The following is a 20,227-nucleotide window of genomic DNA, read 5'->3' as shown; positions in this document are numbered from 1 at the left end:
TGATCGGGTCAGTCGTCGACCCGGAAGGCCGCGACCTCGCGGTGGGTCAGCGCGACCCAGGTGGCGGCGCCCAGGCAGGTGAGCGCGCCGAGGAGCGCCGACCAGGCCGGGGTCGTGAGCCCGGCGACCAGGCCGGCGCGGGCGTTGCCGATGTCCGGGCCCGCGACACCGATGACGTGCTCCACCGAGGACACCCGGCCCAGGTGGCTGTCCGGCGTCGCGAGCTGGACCATCGCCGCGCGTGAGGTGACCGACACGGTGTCGGCCGCCCCGGCCAGGACGAGCGAGCCGAGCGCTGCCCACGCCAGCCCGGTGAGCGCGGCCAGGCCGAAGCCGAGCAGGGCCAGCCCCCAGACCCCGACGGCCAGCAGCTGCACGACGCCGAGGCGACGCCGCCGCGTGACCAGCCCGGACATCAGGCCCGCGCTCACCCCGCCGATGGCGATGCAGGTGAGGAACAGGCCGAGGGTGCGCGGGTCGCCGCCGAACAGGGTCTGGTTGACCATCGGGAAGAGGGCGACCGGGAACGCGAGCAAGGTCGCCGCGAGGTCCAGCAGGAACGACCCGCGCAGCACCGGGTCACGCCGCACCTGCGCGACCCCCTCGGCGAGCAGGACGAGGGCGGTGCGCACGCGTCGACGCAGCCGGGCACCCCGCGCTCCGGGGTATGCCCTCCCACCGGTCTCGGTGCGGGGCACCGGGCGGCGATGCAGGGCGGCGTCGCTGCCGTGGTCCGAGGACGTACCCCGCTCTGGAGGTGTGTCCTGCTCGGGCGGCGTCCCCCGGTCCGAGGACTCGCCCCGCTCCGGCGGCAGCGCGGGCAGCGCCCACACGGTCCAGGCGCTGAGGGCGAGGGCCACGGCGTTGACGAGGTAGCAGACCGCCGGGGAGGTCACGCCGAGCAGGAGACCGCCGAGCGCGGGGCCGACCATCATCGCGGCCTGGAAGCTGATCATGTGCAGCGCGATCCCGGCAGGGACGAGCGTGCGCGGCAGGAGCCGCACGATGAAGGTGCGCCGGGCCGGCGAGCCCAGCGCGCTGCAGGCCGTCTGCAGGCTCAGGACGCCGAGCAGGAGCGGGAGCGGGTAGAGCCCGACGACCAGCTGCGCGGCGAGCGTGGCCGCCGCCAGGGCCTGTCCGGTGGTGGCGGCCAGCGCCACCCGGCGCCGGTCGAGGACGTCCGCGACCGGCCCGCCGACCAGCCCGAAGACGATCATCGGCACCGCCTGAGCCACCCCGATCAACGCCACCGAGAACGGGTTGCGCGTCATCTCCCAGACCTGGAAGAGCACGGCGACCACCGCGACCTGGTGGCCCAGCCCCGAGAGCGCACCTCCCGCCCAGATGCGGCGGTATGCCTGGCTGTGCCGCAGCGGCGTCAGGTCGATCAGGGCGCCGCGCGGACTCACCTCCCGCCCCACCGGGCGTCGCGACTGGTGGCTGCGCGGCTCACTCCGGCCCGTTCAGGTGGTCCGCCAACCGTTCGGCGAACGACCGGCGCTCCAGTGCCGCCGCCAGGTCCGCGGCGGCCTGGCTGAGCGCATACGGCAGCTCGGCCTCGACCTCGGCGATCGCGGCCTCGGTGGCCCGCCACTCGGCCTCGGCGAACGGGACGAGCGCCCGACCGCGATCGGTCAGGCTGACGATGCGGGTGCGGCCGTCCTGACCCGCCTCGCTGGTCACGAGACCGGCTCGGCGCATCTGCGCGATGGTCTGGGACAGGGCCGAGTGGCTGCGGTCGACCTCGGCCGCGAGCGCGGTGATCGTCATCGGCCCCAGGCGGGCCAGCCGGATGAGAGGGAGCGCGAAACGCGGTCGCACCTCCCCCTCGCCCCGGTCCCGATAGACAGCAGCGACCGCGGCATCCATGTCCCCCAGCACGGCGAAGAGCTGCTCGAAGCGGCTCTCACGGGTCGGGTCAGGTGATGTCATAGCGCTAATATAAGAGCGCTGTCAAGATCAGCGCCCGGCGTCCAGCCCCGGTCTACGGGCCCGACCGATGACTCTCCCACCGGCCGGGGGTCACACTGAGGCATGAGCACCGATCTGCCTCCCGCCCTCCTCGGCCTGGACGACGCCTTCAACGGCTTCACCGTCGACGACCTCGACGCCGCGGAGGCGTTCTACCGCGACACCCTCGGCATACCTGTCGAGCGCAGCGAGGAGCCGATGGCCATGCTCTCGCTCCGCCTCGGCGCCCGGTCCATCCTGGTCTACCCCAAGGGCCCGGCGCACACCCCCGCGTCGTATACCGTCCTCAACTTCCCCAGCGACGACGTGCGCGCGACGGTGCAGGAGCTCACCGACCGCGGGCTGGAGTTCCTGCGCTACGACGGTATGCCGCACGACGAGCTCGGCGTCATGACCGGTGGCGGCCCTCTCATCGCGTGGTTCACCGACCCGGCCGGCAACGTGCACTCGGTGATCCAGCGGGAGGGGTGAGCGGGGCCCCGGCCGCCCAGGGGGCGGGGCTGGTAGACCTGAGCCATGAGACTGCTGCTGCTCGGCGGGACCGCCTTCCTGGGCCGCGCCGTCGCCACCGAGGCCACCGGCCGCGGACACGACGTGACCTGCCTCGCCCGGGGCAGCGCACCTCCACCTGACGACGTCACCTTCGTGCGTGGTGACCGGGACGAGCCGGACGGCCTGGCGCAGGTGCGGGACGAGGAGTGGGACGCCGTGATCGACGTCACGCGGCAGCCCGGCCAGGTGCGGCGCGCGGTGGCCGAGCTGCGCACGCCGCACTGGGTCTTCGTCTCCACCGCCAACGTGTATGCCCCCGCGCCGGGCGTCCGTCCGGTCGAGACCGACGCGCTGGTCGAGCCGCTGGCGGGTGACGTGATGGGGTCGATGGAGGAGTACGGCCCGGCCAAGGTGGCCTGCGAGAAGGCGGTGCGGGAGGGGATGGCCGCCGCCGGAGGGAGCGCGACGCTGGCGCGTGCCGGGTTGATCGGTGGGCCGGGCGATGTCTCCGGGCGCCTGGGCTACTGGCCGTGGCGGTTCGCGCACCCCAGCGGACCTGACGTCATCGTGCCGGACGACCCCGACTTCCCCGTGGCCGTGATCGACGTCCGGGATCTCGCCGCGTGGCTGGCCGACGCCGCGGAGCAGCGGCTGGACGGGGCCTTCAACGTCACCGGCGAGGTGGTGCCGCTGGGCGAGATGCTCGCAGCCGCGGCCCGGGCGGCCGGAGCGAGCGTCCCGGCGCGGCCCGTTGACCTGCCGACCCTCGCCGAGCTCGGGGTCAACGCGTGGATGGGCCCACGGTCACTGCCGCTGTGGATCGACGACCCGGACCTGCGGCAGGCCACGGCCCTGGACATCTCGCGCGCCGTCGCGTCGGGGCTCCGGCTACGGCCGCTGGCCGAGACGCTCGCGGACACGCTGGCCTGGGAGGGGACCCGCGACGCCCCGCGCGCGGCCGGGCTCACCGATGCCGAGGAGCAGGAGATCCGGGCCAGGCTGGACAGCCCCGACACCCGCGCCTGATCCCACAGGCCAACCACTCGCGACGCTCGGTGGGAATCAGACGGTGATCGAGCGGGCCCAGTTGGCGCCGGCGCCGGTGTCGTAGCGGCCGATCTCGGTGAGCACGCCGTCGGCGCCGACCGAGACCAGCGCCACGTCGGTGTCCTGCTCACCGGTGACGACGGCGAGCTCGCCCCCGGCGAGCACGGTGAAGCCGCGCGGCTGGGTCACCGTGTCGATGAACGACACCGGCTCGCCCACCGACCCGTCGTCGGCCACCGGCAGGCTCGCGAGCGTCGACTCGCAGCGCTCGCTGGCGAGCAGGACCCGCCCTTCCCGGGCCAGGTGCAGGTCGGCGCCCCAGATGAGGTGTCCCTCGATCGGGTCGGCACCGAGCTCGCTGCGGCTCAGCCCCCGGTCCTGGGCATAGGCCGGCACCTGGCCCGTCAGCACCAGGTCGCCGCTGCCGTCCCGGGCGTAGGTCAGCACCTCCCCGGAGAACTCGGTCATGACGTAGGCGTGCGACTCGTCCGCGTCGAGCACGAGGTGCCGCGGGCCGGACCCCTCCGGCGCGGCGGCCGTCGGCGGCGCGAGCGGCGACAGCACGCCCGCGGGCGACAGGGCGTACTGCGCGACCACGTCGCCCCCGAGGGACACGACGTAGACGTGCCGGCCGTCGCCGGCGACCGCGACGCAGTGCGCGTTGGGCCAGCTCACGGCGGCGGTGGGCTCCTCCACGTGCCCGTCGCCGTCGACGCCGAAGACCTGCGCGCTCCCCCCGCCGTAGGACGCCCCGACGAGCAGGGTCCCGCCGTGGGCCAGCGCGAGATAGGTCATCGAGCTCTCGACGTCGGTCCGCGACAGGTGCTCGAGCCGGCCGCTGCTGCGCTCCAGCGCGAAGACGTCGATGCCGGGCGGGTCGCCCTTGGCGGCGGCATAGACGAGGTCGCGCTCGGCGTCGATCACGAAGGTGCCGCACCCCTGCCCCACCTCGCTCACCGCGATCCGCTGCAGCGCCGGCCCGTCAGGGTCGACCCGGAAGGTGCTCACCGTGCTGTCGCCGGCGTTGGCCACGAGGACGAGTTCGGTCATACCTCCACGGTATGCCGTCGCGCGGACAGCGTGGTCAGTCGCCCGCCGCCCAGCGGAAGAGCTCTCCGTCGGCGCCGGTCACGACCACCTGCGCCTGCGGCGCGAGCGAGAGCTCCACCCGCAGCCACTGGTCCTGCCCTGAGGAGACGTAGGTGATCGCCTCGTTGCTCTGCGTCTCCACCTCGGTGCGGGCGCGCGCGAGCCAGGCGTGCTGGCGCCGCAGCCCGATGAGCCCGCGGTGCAGCGATCGCATCCACTCCCCGGCCGGGTCGAGGTCGGCGGGGGTGGCCGGGAGCTCGGGGCGGATGGCGTCGTCGCCGCCGAGCCGCTCCTCCTTGAGCCCCTGGTATGCCTGCTCGTCGCCGTAGTAGATCGACGGCATGCCCCCGACCGTCATGAGCACCGCGAGCGCGAGCGCCGCGCCTCCTCGCCGACCTGCGTGGCGATGCGGGTGACGTCGTGGTTGCCGACGAAGGTCTGCGGCACGAAGGAGTCGAGCAGGGCGTCGTGCCGTCCCAGCGCGTGCGCGAGCTCCCAGCAGTTGGTGTCGTGGATCGAGCTCCAGACCGCCTTCCACAGCTCGTACTGCGTCACGGTGTCCAGGTCGCTGTCGGCGACGACCTGCGCGTAGTCGCCGTGGATGACCTCGCCGACGAAGAGCGCGTCGGGGAACTCCTCGCGCACCCGGGCGGTGACCCGCGCCCAGAAGTCGGCCGGCACGGCATACGCCACGTCGAGCCGCCACCCGGCGATCCCGTGCCGCAGCCAGCGCAGCATGACGTCGACCACGAGCTGCTCGACATCGGGATTCCCGTGGTCCAGCTCGACCAGCCCCTCGTGCCCCTCCCAGGCCGCGGGCCGGCCGTCCTCGCCCTGCTTGAGCAAGTGCGCCCGGTCCGGGTCGTGGACCATCGGGTGGTCGGCGCCGACGTGGTTGAAGACCCCGTCCAGCAGCACCGACAGGCCCCGCCCCCGGGCCTCCTCGATGAGCTGGTCCAGGTCGCCCTCGTCGCCCAGCCGGGGGTCGACCCGGTCGTGGTCGAGGGTGTCGTAGCCGTGGCTCGACGCGGCGAAGACCGGCCCGAGCAGCACCCCCGAGCAGCCGAGCTCGACGACGTGATCCAGCCAGGCCACGAGCCGTGGGAGCCGGTGCTCGACCGGCGCGTCGACCCCGCCCTCCAGCACGGCGGGAGCGCCGAGCGCACCGAGCGGGTAGACGTGCCACCAGATCGCGTGGTCGAGCAGCCGCTGGGCGCCGGGGGCTGGGGTGTGGGCCATGGGCCCATCCTCTCGCAGGTCCTCCTCCCCGCACTGCCAGCCGGTCCGTCAGCCGCCAACCAGCACGAGCAGGCCGACAGCCGACGAACCCGCGGGCAAGGGCGTGCTCACCAGCGGTGGGCGACGTCGATGACCAGCCGCTGACCCGACCCGGGGCCGTCGAGCACGAAGGCCCGCATGGGCAGCCGCGCCCGCACCCCGAGCCCGATCGAGGTCTGGCCCTCGTAGCTCCCGCCGAGGCGCGCCTGGCGCAGCGTGCGGTAGCCGTCGGTGCCGACCAGCTCAGCCGGGCGGCGCGGGTCGTAGACCGGGTCGCCGTCGCCGTCGTAGGTCGGGTTGCCGACCACGACCTCGATCTTGGCCCCGCCGCGCAGCGACAGCGCCTGCCCGCTCCCGGGGGCGCGGTAGGTGCTGACGTAGCGCACCGAGTACTCCCCCGCGTCGCCGGAGACGTCGAGGACGACCCGGTCGAAGCAGGAGTGCCGCCCGGCCCGGACGTCCGTCAGCGGCGCGGGCTCGGTGTCGTAGCCGGTGACCTTGGGCAGCGAGCCCCAGGTGATGCCGCAGTAGGGCGCGGCGGTGGCGGCGGGTGCCGCGAGCGTGACCGGTGTGAGCGCCAGGCCCGCCAGCAGGGCGCTGGCCAGCAGGGCGCGTGGTGTGGTTCTCATGACGACCTCCTCGTCGTGACAGTGGTATGCCCATGTCGCACCGAGGAGGCGGAAGGTTGCCGCCAGATACCGATGCACCGGCGGTTACTGTGGGGTAATGACCCCCAGCGCGAGCGCATACCCGCACCTGCTGCGCCCGCTGGACCTCGGCCCCCTCACGCTGCGCAACCGCGTGGTGATGGGCTCGATGCACACCAAGCTCGAGGACCGCGCGCGCGACATCGACAAGCTCGCGGCCTACCTGGGTGCCCGCGCCGAGGGCGGGGTCGGGCTCATGGTCACCGGTGGGTATGCCCCGAGCTGGCGCGGCTGGCTGCTCCCCTTCGGCTCGAGCATGGTCCGCACGGCGCAGGCGCGGCGGCACCGCACGGTCACCGACGCGGTGCACGAGCACGACGGCGCGATCCTGCTGCAGCTGCTGCACGCCGGGCGCTACGCCTACCACCCGTTCGCCCAGGGGGCGTCCCGGGAGAAGTCGCCGATCACGCCGTTCCGGCCCTCGGCGCTGTCGACCCGGGAGGTCGGACGCACCGTCGACGACTTCGCCCGCTCGGCCCGGCTGGCCCAGCGCGCCGGCTACGACGGCGTCGAGATCATGGGCTCCGAGGGTTATCTCGTCAACCAGATGCTCACGGCACGCACCAACGACCGCACCGACGAATGGGGCGGCTCGGCGGCCGCCCGGATGCGCTTCCCGCTGGAGATTGTGCGCCGCACCCGGGAGCTGGTCGGCGACGACTTCGTCGTGCAATACCGCATGAGCCTGCTGGACCTGGTGCCCGACGGCCAGAGCTGGGCCGAGACGGTCGACCTCGCGCACCGGCTGGTCGAGGCCGGGGTCACCCTGCTCAACACCGGGATCGGCTGGCACGAGTCGCGCATCCCCACGATCGTCACCTCGGTGCCCCGCGCCGCCTTCACCTGGGTCACCGCCCGGCTGCGGCAGGAGGTCGACGTGCCCGTCATCGCCTCCAACCGGATCAACCGCCCGGAGGTCGCCGAGGAGATCCTCGCGGCCGGGGAGGCGGACCTGGTGTCGATGGCGCGCCCGCTGCTCGCCGACGCCGACTGGGTCCGCAAGACCGAGCAGGGCCGGGAGGCCGAGATCATCCCGTGCATCGCCTGCAACCAGGCGTGCCTGGACCACACCTTCGACAACAAGCGCGCCACCTGCATCCTCAACCCGCGCTCCGCGCACGAGACCGAACTCGTGCTCAGCCCCACCCGGTCGGCCAGGCGGGTCGCCGTCGTGGGCGCCGGGCCGGCAGGGCTCGCCTGCGCGGTCGAGCTGGCGGGTCGCGGGCATACCGTCGAGCTGTTCGAGGCCGCCGACGAGGTGGGCGGGCAGTTCCGGCTGGCCGCGCAGATCCCGGGCAAGGAGGAGTTCCGCCAGGCGATCGCCTACTACGAGCACATGCTCGGGGTCCGCGGTGTGCGCGTCCACCTCGGTATGCGCGTCGTCTCGTCGGACCTCGAGGGCTTCGACGAGGTCGTGGTGGCGACCGGTGTGGCGCCGCGGGTGCCCGACATCGAGGGCATCGACCACCCCAGCGTGCTCACCTATCCCGAGGCGATCCGGGAGCCGGACCGGGCCGGGCGCCGGGTCGCGGTGATCGGCGCCGGGGGCATCGGCTTCGACGTCAGCCGGGCGCTGCTGCACGAGCCCGACGAGACCGTGGACGAGTGGCGCGAGCGGTGGGGCATCGCCGACCCGTGGGAGGAGCGCGCCGGGCTGGGCGACAAGGAGCACCCGCCGGTGCCGCGGGAGGTGCACCTCGTGCAGCGCAAGACCTCCCGGCACGGCACGGGGCTGGGCAAGACCTCGGGCTGGGTGCACCGGACCGAGCTGCGAGACGCGGGTGTCGGCTTCGTCGGCGGGGCGGAGTACGTCCGGATCGACGACGACGGCCTGCACCTCACGCTGCCCGTCGAGGGCGGCGACAAGGGCGAGCGGCGCCCGCACGTCCTGGCGGTCGACACGGTCGTGCTGTGCGCCGGCCAGGAGTCGGTGACCGACCTGGCCGAGCCGCTCGCCGCGCTCGGGGTGCCGGTCCACGTGGTCGGCGGGGCCGACGTCGCCGCCGAGCTGGACGCCAAGCGCGCGATCGCGCAGGCCACCGAGCTGGCCGCCCGGCTCTGAGGCGCCGGGCGTGGCCTGACGCGGTGGGCCTCGAGCAGGTCGGCCGCGAGCGTCGACCCGTCGTCGAGGTCGACCTCCACGCCCTGGGCACCCGGCCAGTAGGTCCTGACCCGGCAGCCGGTCCGCGGCACCGGCTCCAGTGCCGCGGGGCAGAGCGCTCAGGCGGTCGCGAGCAGGTCGACGCCGAGGGTCGCCAGGACGCCGAAGAGCACGCCCCAGAGGATGATCGAGACCACCTGCCAGACGATGACCCCGCGGGTGTTGGCACCGAAGGCCACGAGCGCGCCCGAGGTGATCTGGCTGGGCAGGACGGTCTGACCCAGCAGGCTCACGCCCGGGACCCCGAAGCGGTCGAAGAGTCTGCGGAGGCGCTGCTTGCGGAGCGACATCTGCTCGGGCGCCTCGGTGCCGCGGCGACGTCGGAGCGAGTCGGCGGAGAGCACCACCAGCGTCATCGTGACGATGTTGCCGACGACCGCGGCCAGCACAGCCACGACCGGGTTGAGCCCGGCCACGACACCGATGACGGACCCGAGGTAGCTCTCCACGAAGGGGATCGCCCCGGCCGCCATCACCCCCAGCCATTGCAGCACGGTAGGAAGCCCGGCGGTCCACTCCTGAAGACCCTCGATCACGGTCACGTCCCCTCTCGGCGTTGTCTAGCACGGTGTACTAACGTAAGATTAGCACACTGTGCTAGTACGCCGTGCTACCCAGGAGGCCGGATGAGCGAGGAGCGCCGCCAGCAGATCGTCGACGCCGCCCGACGCCTGGTCGACCGGTCGGGACTCGAGTCGATCAGCGTGCGCACCGTGGCGCGGGAGGCCGGGATCGGCGCCAGCACCCTGCGGCACTACTTCCCCACCCAGGCCGACCTCTTCGACGTGCTGCTCGAGCCGGCGCTGGACCGGATGCTCCCCGACCTGCGCATCGCGGACCGCCGCGTGGCCCCGCGCCGCCGGCTCACCGAGTGCCTGATGCAGTACTTCCCGTCAGAGTTCCTGCGCCCGGAGCACACCGCCATGTGGTTCGCGTCGTATGCCGTGGCGGTCGGCCCGGGCGCGACCGACCACGGCACCCGCACCCTGGAGCGGATGGCCGCGCTGTCCCGCGACCGGATCGAGAGCTGGCTCGTCCGGCTCGAGGAGGAGGGGGCGCTGCTCGTGGAGCGGGACCGGGCGATGCGGCTCGTGCTCAGCGTCCTGGACGGCATCTGCGTCCAGCTCATCACGCCGGGCACGATCTTCACCGTCGAGGACGTGCTCCCCACCGTGGAGCAGGCGGTCAGCGCGGTGGTGCGCTGACCGGGGTGGCCGGGTGCGCGTCGAGCACCGCCTGCACCGACGGCGGCACCGGCGCGGTGACGCCGGGGGTGGGCTCGGGCATACCCGCGACGACGCGCAGCGGGATCACCCCGGACCAGACGTCGGCGTCGGTCGCCGGGTCGGTGCCGCCGGTCCGCGCCTTGAACAGCCACGCCCCCTGCTCGATCGGCAGGGCCAGGCACGTCGTGGCGGCGAGCTCACGCCGCGTGCTGCTGCGCACCTCGCGCGTGCGCCCGGGCAGCAGCCGCTCGGTCAGCCGGTCCAGCCCGGCCCGGGCGTCCTCCCCGGTGAGCTCGACCGGCGTCCCGCGCAGCACGGCGCTGCGGTAGTTCGCCGAGGAGTCGAAGGCGCTCTCGGCCACGACCAGCCCGTCCATCGACATGACCGTGAGCGTGACGGGCGCGCCGGCCCGCAGGTGCAGCAGCGCACCGGCGCCGGTGGAACCGTGCAGGAGCACCCGGTCGCCGTCCCGAGCGGTCAGCATCGGCACCGTCCACGGCAGACCGTCGACCACGGTGGCCAGCACGCCGACAGGCACCTCGTCGAGCAGCTCGTCCAGGCGGGCGCGGTCGTCGGTGTAGCGCTCGGGCTTGCGGGTCGGGGTCGACAGGTCCGTCATGGCTCCACCCTCCCCCGACAGGTGGTCCTGCGCCAGATCCACTCCACGCACGAATCGGCGGACCACTTCTAGACTCGGTGGTATGCCCCTGCCCGCCACCCGGACCACCGCCCGACGTCCCTCCGTCCGGTGGCCCGGGCCCATCTCGGTCCCGGCCGGAGACGGGTCGCTGCCGCACCGGCTGAGCGGCGCCGTGGTCACCGCGATCGCCAGCGGTGAGCTCGCGCCGGGGGACGCGCTTCCCTCGACCCGCGCGCTGGCCACGCAGGTCGGGGTCGGCCGCGGCGTCGTCGTCCATGCCTACGACGAGCTGGCGGCCGCGGGCTACGTCGAGGCTCGCCGGGGCAGCGGCACGGTGGTCCTGCCCGGCGCCGACGTCGCGGCCCGCGCGGCACACCTGCCGGACCCGACCGGACACCCCGTGCGTCCGCGCGGGTCCGGGGAGACGGCGGACCCACGGGGTGTTCGGTCGGAGGGAGACGCGGACGGACGGGGTGTCCGGCCGCAGATGCAGGCGGACAGCAGGCCTGTCCGGTCGGCTGCGGGCACACTCGACCTCCGGCCGGGGCACACTGAGCCCGCCCTGATCTCCGACCGGGACTGGCGCGCGGCGTGGCGGCAGGGCATACCCGGCACACCGGGTGCCGAGGCGCTCAGCCGAGCCCGGCACCCCGAGCTCGAGGCCGCCCTGGCCGACCACCTGCGCCGGATGCGCGGGCTGGTGGTCAGCCCGGACGAGGTGGTCGTCGTCCCGGGCGCCAGCGCGGCCTTCCGCATCCTCAGCGCCGCGGCCGGGCTCGCCGACCGGACGGTGGCACTGGAGGACCCCGGCTACCGCCGGCGCGGGCCGCGTTCGTCCAGGAGGCGCCCGAGTCCGCCCCGTCCCGGTGGACGACGACGGGCTCGACCCGGCGCTCCTGCACGACAGCGACGCTGCCGTCTACGTCACGCCGGCCCACCACTACCCGCTGGGCGCGCGGATGCCGGTCGCGCGGCGGGTCGAGCTCGTGCAGCGGGCCCGCGCCTGGGGCCAGCTGGTCGTCGAGGACGACTACGACGGGGAGTTCCGCTACGGCGTGCCGCCGCTGCCCGCGCTGCGCTCGATCCGGGGCGCGGAGGCGTGCACCGCCTACGTGGGGACGGCCAGCAAGATCCTCACCCCCGACCTCGGGCTGGCTTGGCTCGTGCCGCCGCGCCCGGTGCTGCCGGCGGTGCGCGAGGCGCAGGACAGCCTGTCGCTGGGAGCCTCACCGGTCGCGGCCCGGGCGCTCGCCCACCTCATCGACACCGGAGCGCTCGGCCGTCACCTGGCTCGGGCCGCACGGCTCTACCACGCCCGGCGGGACGCGCTCGTGGCCGCGCTCTCGGCCCGCCTGCCCGACCTGCGGGTGAGCGGCGTCGAGGCAGGGCTGCACCTGGTGCTCCTGCTGGCCGACCCGGCCGCGGACGACCGCGCGACGGCGTCCCGGCTGCTCGAGCGCGGCATACGGGTGGAGGCGCTGAGCGACTACTACCTCGCCACGCCGCGAGCCGGGCTCGTCATCGGATATGCCCGGATGCCGGAGTCGCGCGTGACGGACGTCGCCCGAGCCGTCGCTGCGGCGGTCGCCGAGGCGGTGCCCCGCTGAGCGGGATCCGTCACCTCGGGGGTGTCGCGCTTGCGCTGCGCAGTCCCTACAGTCGGGAGCATGGCGACCACGACGGTGCCCGGCGGCGCGGTGCACGACCTGCCCGAGGACCTGCGCGCGGAGCTGACCGACCACGGCGACGCGCTCGAGGCGTGGCTCGACATCACGCCGCTGGCTCGCAACGAGTTCATCTGCTGGGTCGAGGACGCCAAGCAGGACCGGACGCGTGCCCGGCGGATCCGCCGGACCCGGGAGGAGCTGCAGGAGGGGATGCGGCGCCCGTGCTGCTGGCCCGGCTGCAGCCACCGGGAGAGGACCGGGTCCTGACCAGGCCCAGCCGCGCTAGGTCGCGCTCGGCATACCAGTCGCGGGCCTGGGTGACGTCGTCGGCGACGTAGCTCAGCGTGGCGACCCCCCGCAGCGGACTCGTGGTGTTCATGCGGGCTCCCCGTGATCCGGTGACGTCCCGAGCCTAGCCAGCAGCGCCGACACACCCCTCTGTCCCGACCCACGTCCCGTCCGGGCCCGCCTGCACCACCAGGTCCGGGGCGTCCGACCGGTCCCGGATCGCGCGGGCGTTGGCCTCGTCGACCCGCTCGACCCAGGCGCGGGCCTCCTCGGGCGTCTTGCCGAACTCGACGTGCCGCTCGACCAGCCGGGTCTGCCGCAGCTGCTCGTCGACCTCGACCCACCAGACCGCGTCGAGCCGGGCCCGCGAGGTCCGCCAGCGCGGGTGCCGGTCCAGCAGGTAGTTGCCCTCGGTGACGACGAGCCGCACCGCGGGCAGCACCACGAGGGCCGCGGCCACCGGCTGCTCGAGGGTGCGCTCGAAGCCGGGGGCGTAGACCGGGTCGGTCGTGTCGTCGCGCAGGCGGGCCAGGAGCGCGGCATACCCCTCGGCGTCGAAGGTCTCCGGGGCTCCCTTCACGTCCAGCAGCCCGAGCCGCTCCAGCTGGGCGTCGGCGAGGTGGAAGCCGTCCATCGGCACGTGCCCTACGTGGCCGGACCCGTGCCGCTCCGCGAGAGCGGCGACCAGGTCCAGCGCGAAGGTCGTCTTGCCCGAGCCCGGCAGCCCGGCGACGCCGAGCAGGGCGCGCCCTCGCGCCGGGACCAGGGCATCGGCGAGGTCGAGCAGGTGCGGGGCGAGCGGCATACCCTCAGCGTCGCAGACGACCGGTGCTCTCCCTCGTGGACCTGCCCGGATCAGGCGCGCCAGACCGAGACGTGGCTCTCGCTCTCCGCGGTGAACGGTGCGCCGCGCCAGTCCGCGGTCCGGCTCTCCAGTCGCAGCCCCGCCAGGCGGGCCATGAGGTCGAGCTCGCTGGGCCAGACGTAGCGGAAGTGGTGCGGCCAGTAGCTGTAGGACCCGTTCGCCTCGCGCGAGTAGTGGTGCGACATCGCCTGCTGCGTCACCGGGTCGTAGGTGTCGAGCCCGACGTGCTCGGCGGAGACGTCGAAGGGGATCGCGACCTGGCCGGGCGGAAGCCGCCGCAGCGCCGGCACCCCCACCTCGACGACGAAGCGGCCGCCGGGCCCGAGGTGCCGCGCGGCGTTGGCGAAGCAGGCCACCTGCTCGTCCTGCGTGGTGAGGTTGCCGATGGTGTTGAAGACGAGGTAGACCAGCGCGAAGGTGCCCTCGACCTGCGTGGTCGCCATGTCGCCGATCGTCACCGGGAGGTCGGGCGCCTTGCGACGCAGCTGCTCGGCCATCGGCTCGGACAGCTCGATCCCCACGACCTCCACCCCCCGCTCCGCCAGGGGTATGCCCACGCGCCCGGTCCCGATGGCCAGCTCCAGCGCGCGACCCTCACCGGCCAGCTCGGCGAGCCGGTCGACCGTCGGGTCGAGCACGTCCGGCGCGAACATCGCGGCGGAGGCCTCGTCGTAGCTCGCGGCCGTCGCCTCGTCCCACAGGTCGCTCGTCGTCATGCGCACAGCCTGGCGCGGGAGGGACCAGGGCGCGAGAAGTTTTCGGAGCCTGAGCGGGCCGCTAGCGGGAGGCCGCGACGTCGGCAGCCCGCCGCATACGCATCAGCAGCGCGGCCGACGGCACGACCGAGCCTGAACGATAGGTCGACAGCCGGGAGGGGGACGTGCCGATCCGGCGGGCGAAGTCCCCCGCCGTCAGACCGCTCGCCCGGATCAGGCGAGTGACCTCGTCGCCGACCTCAGCGCGTTCCGCGGCCGCTGCCTCCGAGCGGGCAGTGTCGATCGCGCGACCCAGCAACGCGGTCACTCCCGAGGCATCGGCGTAGCCGAGGTAGTCCTCCACCTGACGCGCCACCGGCCCCCACGGGTCCTGGCGGATGCGCGCCGTGATCCTGGCCCAGTCACGGACCCTTCCCCGCTCCAGCAGTGCGACGACCGCCTCGTAGGGCCAGGTGTCGACCGGTTGCCCAAGGTCGACCTCGACATTGCGGGGAGGACGAGTCGTCACGACTCCACCGCCCGGAGAAGCCCGTCGGACAACTCCTGACACACGCTCTCGACGGCGTGCCAGTCGTGCCATCGCGCATCCAGACCCCGGTAGCTGCCGAGCTGCTCGATCACCCGAGGGTCGCGCGGCCGCGGGGCGGCGAGTCGCTCCACCAGTGCTGTCAGCACCGAGTCTGCCTCGCCCGAGCGGTCGGCGTAGTAGTCGTCGATGCCGACCAGCACGCTGGTGGCCTCGTCGAGCCCCAGCCGGTCGGCGAGCGCCACGGTGTCCAGGTAGTCGCGCACCGCGTTGCGCTGCACCACGAGGTATGCCTTGATCCGCAGCATCTCCGGAAGAGGCGGCACGCGGACCGCCGTGCCGGCGCTACCGCCGACCGGGACTTCCTCGACCTCGAGCGGGCGGGTGCGACGCAACTGACGCAACCCCGCTTCGATCCCGTCCAACGAACCCAGCAACGTCAGCGGCGGCGTGCTTGCGCGAACACTGGTGACCCATCCCTCGCTCGCCTCCACCGCCTCCACCACCTGGGCATACCGCTCCGACAGATCGCTGAGGACGTGGTCGTGGTCCAGGGAGAGACGGTGTCCAGCGTGCAGGGCAGCTGCGGTCCCCCCGACGAGGACGGCCTCAGGGACCATCTGCTGCAGTCGAGCTGCAGAGGCGAGGACTGCGTCCAGGTCGACGTCCATGTTGCGGATGTTATCGGAACAGATAACTCACTGTCAGCCTGCCGCCGCGCCGCTCGTGCGGGCACACTGGAGACATGTCCTCCTTCACCGGCATCCCGCACGCCGCGACAGACTTCTATGCCCGGCTCGAGGAGGACAACACCAAGGAGTTCTGGGCTGCGCACAAGGAGGACTACGAGCGGCACGTCCGGGCGCCGCTGGTGGCGCTGACCGAGGCGCTCGCGCCGGAGTTCGGCGAGGCCAAGCTCTTCCGCCCGCACCGCGACGTGCGCTTCTCGAAGGACAAGAGCCCCTACAAGACGCACCAGGGTGCCTACGTGCAGACGGCCGAGGCCACCGGGTGGTACGTCCAGGTGTCCGCCGACGGGCTGCTGCTCGGCGGCGGCTGCTACCACATGGACTCCCCCCGGCTGCGGGCCTACCGAGCCGCGGTCCACTCGCCCGGGACCGGCCAGCAGCTCGAGCAGATCGTGGCCGACCTGCGCGGCGGGGACTGGGAGATCAGCGGCGAGCGGGTCAGGACGGCGCCGCGCGGGTGGGACCGGGAGCACGAGCGGATCGAGCTGCTGCGGCACAAGGACCTCGCCAGTATGCGGTGGGTCGAGGACGGCGACATCGTCACCACGCCCCGGCTCGTCGACGAGGTCCGTGAGCGCTGGGAGCAGGTGCGTCCGCTGGTCGACTGGCTGGCCGCGACCGACGCCGGTCGACCAGCAGCCGCCGCCCGATGATGATCCGCCCCGCCGAGCTGGCGGGGATCAGGGCTGGCGACGTCGACCTGGCCTTCCGCCGGTGGGACCGTCCCCGGGTCGAGGTCGGCACACGGCTGCGCACCGGGGTCTGACTCGTCGAGGTCACCTCGCTGGAGCAGGTGGCCGTCTCCTCGCTGCGCGCCGAGGACGCCCGCCGTGCCGGGGCCGCGTGCGCGCGCTCCAGCTGGGCTGTCGCGTCCGCGGGGGTGCTGTCGACGAGCGACACCGCGGAGAGGTCACCGCTCTCCAGCCCTGCGGCCAGGTCGGTGGCCACCTGTTCCGGGCTCGGCTCCCCTGCGGCCCGGCGTCGCAGGCCGCCGTGGTCCCGAGGATGGCGGTGGCCAGCGTCAGGACGAGCAGGCGTCGTGCGACGCCACCACCGCCCGACGTGGTGGACGGCGTCCGGTCATCGCGTGGAGGTCGACGTCGCCGACTCCCACGCCTCGAGCACCCGCCCCGGGGTGAACGGCAGCTCGCGCAGCCGGACCCCGGTCGCGTCGAAGATCGCGTTGCCGATGGCGGCCGGGACCCCGACGATCCCGACCTCGCCGATGCCCTTGGCGCCGGTCGCGCCCATCCAGGGGTCGGGCTCGCCGACCCAGCCGACCTCGATGTCCACGATGTCGGCGTGCGCCGCCACGTGGTAGCCCGCGAGGTCAGCGTTGACGACGTGGCCGAAGCGCGGGTCGCGGTAGGACTCCTCGAAGAGGGCACCGGACAGGCCCATCGTCATACCGCCGACGAGCTGGCTGCGCGCGGTGCGCGGGTTCATGATCCGGCCGCCGTCGAAGTGGCCGTAGAGGCGCCGCACCCGGACCTCACCGGACACCTCGCTCACCGCCACCTCGGCGAAGTGCACGCCGAAGGCCATCCGGGTCACGCCACGCACCCCCTTGGGCATGCGGGTGCGCGCGCGGGCCGTGGCTCCCTCGGCGGGCGCGCTGCCGTGCTCCTCCCGGAAGGCCTGCGCCGCCTCGACCACCGCCGAGCCCCACCCGAAGGTGCCCGTGCTGCCGCCGGCGATGATCGCGTAGGGCGCGTCGGTGGTGCCGATCCGCGCCTCGACCTGGTCCTGCGCCACGTCCAGCGCCTGCGCGGCGATCTGCGCCAGCACGGTCCACGCGCCGGTGCCGATGTCGCTGGCCTGCATGCTGACGACGTAGCGCCCGCCGGTATACGTGATCCGCGCCAGGCTCGGGCCCATGCCCATCTGCGGGAAGGCCGCGCACGCCAGGCCCTGCCCGAGCAGCCACTCGCCCTCGCGCCGACCGCCCGGCTCCCGCTGCTGCTCGAAGCCGAAGACCCGGGCACCCTCGGTCAGGCAGGTGCTCACGTGGCGGCTGCTCCACGGCTTGCCCGACTCCGGGTCGACCTCCGGCTCGTTGCGCAGCCGCAGCTCGACCGGGTCGATGCCGGCCTCCCGGGCGAGCTCGTCCATCGCCGTCTCCAGCGCGAACATCCCGGTGTACTCCCCCGGCGCGCGCATGAAGGTGCCCGGCGCGATGTCGAGGTGCTGCGCGCGGTAGCCGATGCGGCGGGTGGCGGAGTCGTACATCGCGAGGCTCGGGCCGGCGGTCGGGTCGATCCACGGGATGACCCGGGACACGGGGGCGAAGACGTCGTGCTCGATGGCCTGCAGCCGCCCCTGCTCGTCGGCCGCGAGCGCCACCCGCTGCCGGGTCTCGGGACGGTAGCCGGTGCCCGCGAACATCTGCGGCCGGGTCAGCGCGAGCTTGACCGCCTGCCCGGGCAGCATCCGCGCCGCCATGACCGTGACGATGAGGTGGGGGTGCGGCATACCCTTCGTGCCGAACGAGCCGCCGACGTAGGGCGAGACCACCTCGACCTGGGTCGGCAGCAGCCCGAAGGCGCCCGCGAGCACGCCCTGCGGCGCGACGACGCCCTGGTTGCTGTCCCACACGGTGAGCCGCGTCGTGCGCGGCTGCAGCCTCGCCCACCGATCGTGCTCCACGTGCCAGAGCGCGACGACGCTGTGCGGCTCGATCGGGTTGTGGTGGTTGGTGGGGGTCGCGTAGTCGCCCGCGACCCGGTATGCCGCCCCAGCCAGGGCGGCGTCGACGTCGCCGACGGTGTGCTGACCTGGGTAGATCCCCATGACCCGCCGCAGCGACCGGACGTCCCGACCGTGCTCGTCGACCCGGACGTTTGGCTCGCCGGGGGCGTAGTCGACCTGGACGAGCGAGGCGGCATACCTCGCGGTCTCCAGGCTGTCAGCCACCACCGCGGCGACGATCTCGCCGCGGTAGCGCACCCGCGGCTTGCGCAGGACGGTGAGGGTGGGCAGCGTCGGCAGGGCGAGGCGCGGGGCGTTGTCGTGGGTGAGGACGAGCCGCACGCCGGGCACCGCGCTCGCCGCCTCGGTGTCGATGCCAGAGATCTCGCCAGCGGCGATCGTGGACAGGACGGGAGCGAGGAAGAGCGCCTCGCCGACCTCGTGCTCGTAGGCGTAGGGCGCCAGACCTGCGACCTTGAGCGGGGCGTCGACCCGCGCGCGGTCCCGGCCCTGCTCGGTCGCGGCATCGCTCATGCGTCCTCCTCGGCCAGCGCGTCCAGCACTGCCGGGACGGCGCGCTGCAGCTGGAGCACCTTGTAGGCGTTGTCCGGTCCGGGGCGGGCCTGCTCCAGCTCGGCGGCGATCGCCGCGGCGTAGGCCTCGTGGGTGGCCGGGCCGCCGCGCAGGGCGTCCTCGGCGCGACGGGCGCGGTGCGGCTTGTGGGCGACCCCGCCGAGCCCGAGCCGCACGTCGGCGACCCGGCCGTCCTGGACGTCGAGCGCGGCGGCGACGGAGACGGTGGCGAAGGCGTAGGACGCGCGCTCGCGCAGCTTGCGGTAGCGGGAGTGCGCGGCGAAGCCGGGACCGGCGATCTCGATCGCGGTGATCAGCTCGCTGCGGTCCAGCGTGGTGTCCTGCTCGGGGTGGTCGCCGGGGAGGCGGTGCAGGTCGGCGAAGTCGATCCGGCGCTCGCCGAGCGGTCCCTCGACGACGATGGTGACGTCCAGCGCGGCGAGCGCGACGCACAGGTCGGAGGGGTGCACCGCGACGCAGGCGTCGGAGGCGCCGATGAGGGCGTTGTAGGTGCCCAGCCCCTCGATCGCCGAGCAGCCCGACCCCGGCTCCCGCTTGTTGCACGGGGTGCTCGGGTCCTGGAAGTAGACGCACCGGGTGCGCTGCAGCAGGTTGCCGCCCATGGTCGCCATGTTGCGCAGCTGGCCGGAGGCCCCCGCGAGCATCGCGGCGCTGACGACGGGGAAGCGTCGACGCACGAGCGGGTGCGCGGCGACGTCGGCGTTGCGCGCCAGCGCCCCGACCCGCAACCCGCCACCCTCCAGCTCGGTCACCTCGGTGAGGTCGAGGTGGCTGACGTCGATGAGCCGGTCGGTCTCGCGGATCCCCAGGCGCAGGTGGTCGATGAGGTTGGTGCCGCCCGCCAGGTATGCCGCGCTCGCCCCGTCGTCGGTGGCGCCGGCCGTGCGGCGCAGTGCGTCGGCGACGCTCGTCGCCCGCTCGTAGGTGAACGGCCTCACGACGTCTCCTCCTCGGAGTGCCCGGTCGCGGCGGCGCGCTGCGCGGCGGTGTCGCGGATCGCGGCGACGATGTTGACGTAGGCGCCGCAGCGGCACAGGTTGCCGCTCATCCGCTCGCGGATCTCGGCGTCGCTGAGCTCGACGGCGGCGTCCGGGTCGGCCAGCGTCGAGGGGTCGGTGACGTGGCTGGGCATACCGGCCGCGGCCTCGGCGAGCATCGCCTGCGCCGAGCAGACCTGCCCGGGCGTGCAGTAGCCGCACTGCAGCCCGTCGCGGTCGACGAAGGCCTGCTGCAGGTCGCTGAGGTCCTCCGGGCTCCCCAGCCCCTCGGCGGTGACCACCTCGGTGCCGTCCAGGGACGCGGTGAGCGACAGGCAGGAGACCACGCGTCGCCCGTCGACGAGGACGGTGCAGGCACCGCACTGGCCGTGGTCGCAGCCCTTCTTGGCCGAGGTGACGCCCAGGTGGTCGCGCAGCGCGTCCAGCAGCGTGGTGCGGACGTCGTGGGTGAGCTCCTGGGGCGTGCCGTTGACGACGATCTTGGTGGAGAGGGTGCTGACTCCGCCGGTGTCGTGCTCCATCCCC

Annotated in this window: 22 protein-coding genes and 1 pseudogene; 8 read left to right on the top strand and 15 right to left on the bottom strand. The window is 73.8% G+C overall.

Annotated features, from left to right (window positions below):
* Positions 1–8: 8 nt before the first annotated feature.
* Together BJF86_RS12135 and BJF86_RS12130 are read right to left on the bottom strand one after the other, a co-directional pair.
* Positions 9–1,409: an MFS transporter gene (locus tag BJF86_RS12135; protein WP_237768199.1), complete on the bottom strand. Its 1,401-nt coding sequence runs from the start codon at positions 1,407–1,409 to the stop codon at positions 9–11.
* Positions 1,410–1,449: 40 nt separating this feature from the next.
* Complete coding sequence (locus tag BJF86_RS12130) at positions 1,450–1,932, bottom strand: MarR family winged helix-turn-helix transcriptional regulator (RefSeq protein WP_075819264.1); 483 nt, start codon at positions 1,930–1,932, stop codon at positions 1,450–1,452.
* Between the two features lie 102 nt (positions 1,933–2,034).
* On the opposite strand from BJF86_RS12130, the gene BJF86_RS12125 reads away from it, so the two are divergent.
* Together BJF86_RS12125 and BJF86_RS12120 are read left to right on the top strand one after the other, a co-directional pair.
* A complete protein-coding gene (locus BJF86_RS12125) occupies positions 2,035–2,442 on the top strand; it encodes a VOC family protein (RefSeq protein ID WP_075819262.1) in 408 nt (135 codons plus the stop codon).
* A 45-nt stretch (positions 2,443–2,487) separates the two neighbouring features.
* Positions 2,488–3,489 carry an NAD-dependent epimerase/dehydratase family protein gene (locus tag BJF86_RS12120; RefSeq protein ID WP_075819260.1) on the top strand — a complete coding sequence of 334 codons (1,002 nt, stop codon included), beginning with the start codon at positions 2,488–2,490 and terminating at the stop codon, positions 3,487–3,489.
* 36 nt (positions 3,490–3,525) lie between these two features.
* On the opposite strand, the gene BJF86_RS12115 is transcribed toward BJF86_RS12120, so the two are convergent.
* The 4 genes from BJF86_RS12115 to BJF86_RS12105 form a co-directional block, all read right to left on the bottom strand.
* Positions 3,526–4,560: a lactonase family protein gene (locus BJF86_RS12115; RefSeq protein ID WP_075819258.1), complete on the bottom strand. Its 1,035-nt coding sequence runs from the start codon at positions 4,558–4,560 to the stop codon at positions 3,526–3,528.
* A 34-nt stretch (positions 4,561–4,594) separates the two neighbouring features.
* A complete protein-coding gene (locus BJF86_RS19000; protein ID WP_237768198.1) occupies positions 4,595–4,942 on the bottom strand; it encodes a hypothetical protein in 348 nt (115 codons plus the stop codon).
* 11 nt (positions 4,943–4,953) lie between these two features.
* The gene (locus tag BJF86_RS12110; RefSeq protein WP_237768197.1) at positions 4,954–5,838 is read right to left on the bottom strand and encodes an alpha-amylase family glycosyl hydrolase; all 885 of its coding nucleotides are present in this window, start codon (positions 5,836–5,838) and stop codon (positions 4,954–4,956) included.
* 107 nt (positions 5,839–5,945) lie between these two features.
* Positions 5,946–6,506 (bottom strand): hypothetical protein, encoded by a 561-nt coding sequence (locus BJF86_RS12105; protein WP_075819256.1) that lies wholly within the window; start codon positions 6,504–6,506, stop codon positions 5,946–5,948.
* A 97-nt stretch (positions 6,507–6,603) separates the two neighbouring features.
* Between BJF86_RS12105 and BJF86_RS12100 the strand changes: the two genes are divergently transcribed.
* Positions 6,604–8,646, top strand: a complete 2,043-nt coding sequence (locus BJF86_RS12100) for an NADPH-dependent 2,4-dienoyl-CoA reductase (protein ID WP_075819254.1) — start codon at positions 6,604–6,606, stop codon at positions 8,644–8,646.
* Between the two features lie 158 nt (positions 8,647–8,804).
* On the opposite strand, the gene BJF86_RS12095 is transcribed toward BJF86_RS12100, so the two are convergent.
* Positions 8,805–9,281: a hypothetical protein gene (locus BJF86_RS12095; RefSeq protein ID WP_075819337.1), complete on the bottom strand. Its 477-nt coding sequence runs from the start codon at positions 9,279–9,281 to the stop codon at positions 8,805–8,807.
* A 90-nt stretch (positions 9,282–9,371) separates the two neighbouring features.
* On the opposite strand from BJF86_RS12095, the gene BJF86_RS12090 reads away from it, so the two are divergent.
* Positions 9,372–9,950 (top strand): TetR/AcrR family transcriptional regulator, encoded by a 579-nt coding sequence (locus BJF86_RS12090; RefSeq protein ID WP_075819252.1) that lies wholly within the window; start codon positions 9,372–9,374, stop codon positions 9,948–9,950.
* Here the strand turns inward: BJF86_RS12090 and BJF86_RS12085 are convergent.
* Positions 9,931–10,590 carry a pyridoxamine 5'-phosphate oxidase family protein gene (locus BJF86_RS12085; RefSeq protein ID WP_075819250.1) on the bottom strand — a complete coding sequence of 220 codons (660 nt, stop codon included), beginning with the start codon at positions 10,588–10,590 and terminating at the stop codon, positions 9,931–9,933. The two genes, BJF86_RS12090 and BJF86_RS12085, sit on opposite strands and share 20 nt — an antisense overlap.
* On the opposite strand from BJF86_RS12085, the pseudogene BJF86_RS19855 reads away from it, so the two are divergent.
* From BJF86_RS19855 to BJF86_RS12075, 3 genes and pseudogenes are all read left to right on the top strand, one after another.
* Positions 10,589–10,939, top strand: a pseudogene (locus BJF86_RS19855) (GntR family transcriptional regulator); the annotation flags it as partial. The gene BJF86_RS12085 and the pseudogene BJF86_RS19855 overlap by 2 nt on opposite strands.
* A 538-nt stretch (positions 10,940–11,477) precedes the next feature.
* Positions 11,478–12,218: a PLP-dependent aminotransferase family protein gene (locus BJF86_RS18395; protein WP_202817352.1), complete on the top strand. Its 741-nt coding sequence runs from the start codon at positions 11,478–11,480 to the stop codon at positions 12,216–12,218.
* A gap of 60 nt (positions 12,219–12,278) precedes the next feature.
* Positions 12,279–12,545 carry a YdeI/OmpD-associated family protein gene (locus BJF86_RS12075; RefSeq protein WP_075819248.1) on the top strand — a complete coding sequence of 89 codons (267 nt, stop codon included), beginning with the start codon at positions 12,279–12,281 and terminating at the stop codon, positions 12,543–12,545.
* A 145-nt stretch (positions 12,546–12,690) separates the two neighbouring features.
* On the opposite strand, the gene BJF86_RS12070 is transcribed toward BJF86_RS12075, so the two are convergent.
* The 4 genes from BJF86_RS12070 to BJF86_RS12055 form a co-directional block, all read right to left on the bottom strand.
* Positions 12,691–13,371, bottom strand: a complete 681-nt coding sequence (locus tag BJF86_RS12070; RefSeq protein ID WP_075819246.1) for a nucleoside/nucleotide kinase family protein — start codon at positions 13,369–13,371, stop codon at positions 12,691–12,693.
* A gap of 50 nt (positions 13,372–13,421) precedes the next feature.
* Positions 13,422–14,147, bottom strand: a complete 726-nt coding sequence (locus BJF86_RS12065; protein ID WP_075819244.1) for a class I SAM-dependent DNA methyltransferase — start codon at positions 14,145–14,147, stop codon at positions 13,422–13,424.
* A gap of 61 nt (positions 14,148–14,208) precedes the next feature.
* Complete coding sequence (locus tag BJF86_RS12060; RefSeq protein WP_075819242.1) at positions 14,209–14,655, bottom strand: helix-turn-helix domain-containing protein; 447 nt, start codon at positions 14,653–14,655, stop codon at positions 14,209–14,211.
* Complete coding sequence (locus BJF86_RS12055; protein WP_075819240.1) at positions 14,652–15,344, bottom strand: hypothetical protein; 693 nt, start codon at positions 15,342–15,344, stop codon at positions 14,652–14,654. The genes BJF86_RS12060 and BJF86_RS12055 overlap by 4 nt, the downstream gene beginning before the upstream one ends.
* A 74-nt stretch (positions 15,345–15,418) precedes the next feature.
* Here BJF86_RS12055 and BJF86_RS12050 point away from each other — a divergent pair, with 74 nt between their 5' ends.
* Positions 15,419–16,075, top strand: a complete 657-nt coding sequence (locus tag BJF86_RS12050; RefSeq protein ID WP_075819238.1) for a DUF2461 domain-containing protein — start codon at positions 15,419–15,421, stop codon at positions 16,073–16,075.
* A 427-nt stretch (positions 16,076–16,502) separates the two neighbouring features.
* On the opposite strand, the gene BJF86_RS12040 is transcribed toward BJF86_RS12050, so the two are convergent.
* From BJF86_RS12040 to BJF86_RS12030, 3 genes are read right to left on the bottom strand one after another with little or no spacing between them, the layout of a single operon-like run.
* Complete coding sequence (locus BJF86_RS12040; protein WP_075819236.1) at positions 16,503–18,644, bottom strand: xanthine dehydrogenase family protein molybdopterin-binding subunit; 2,142 nt, start codon at positions 18,642–18,644, stop codon at positions 16,503–16,505.
* Positions 18,641–19,642: an FAD binding domain-containing protein gene (locus BJF86_RS12035; protein WP_075819234.1), complete on the bottom strand. Its 1,002-nt coding sequence runs from the start codon at positions 19,640–19,642 to the stop codon at positions 18,641–18,643. Before BJF86_RS12035 ends, BJF86_RS12040 begins: the two co-directional genes overlap by 4 nt.
* Positions 19,639–20,223 (bottom strand): 2Fe-2S iron-sulfur cluster-binding protein, encoded by a 585-nt coding sequence (locus BJF86_RS12030; protein WP_075819232.1) that lies wholly within the window; start codon positions 20,221–20,223, stop codon positions 19,639–19,641. Before BJF86_RS12030 ends, BJF86_RS12035 begins: the two co-directional genes overlap by 4 nt.
* Positions 20,224–20,227 lie beyond the last annotated feature (4 nt).

It is taken from the genome of Serinicoccus sp. CNJ-927 (genome assembly GCF_001942435.1).
In the GTDB taxonomy this organism is placed as follows: Bacteria; Actinomycetota; Actinomycetes; order Actinomycetales; family Dermatophilaceae; genus Ornithinicoccus; species Ornithinicoccus marinus.
The sequence above is the reverse complement of the archived record's forward strand: the minus strand, read 5'-3'. Positions and strand labels throughout refer to the sequence as shown.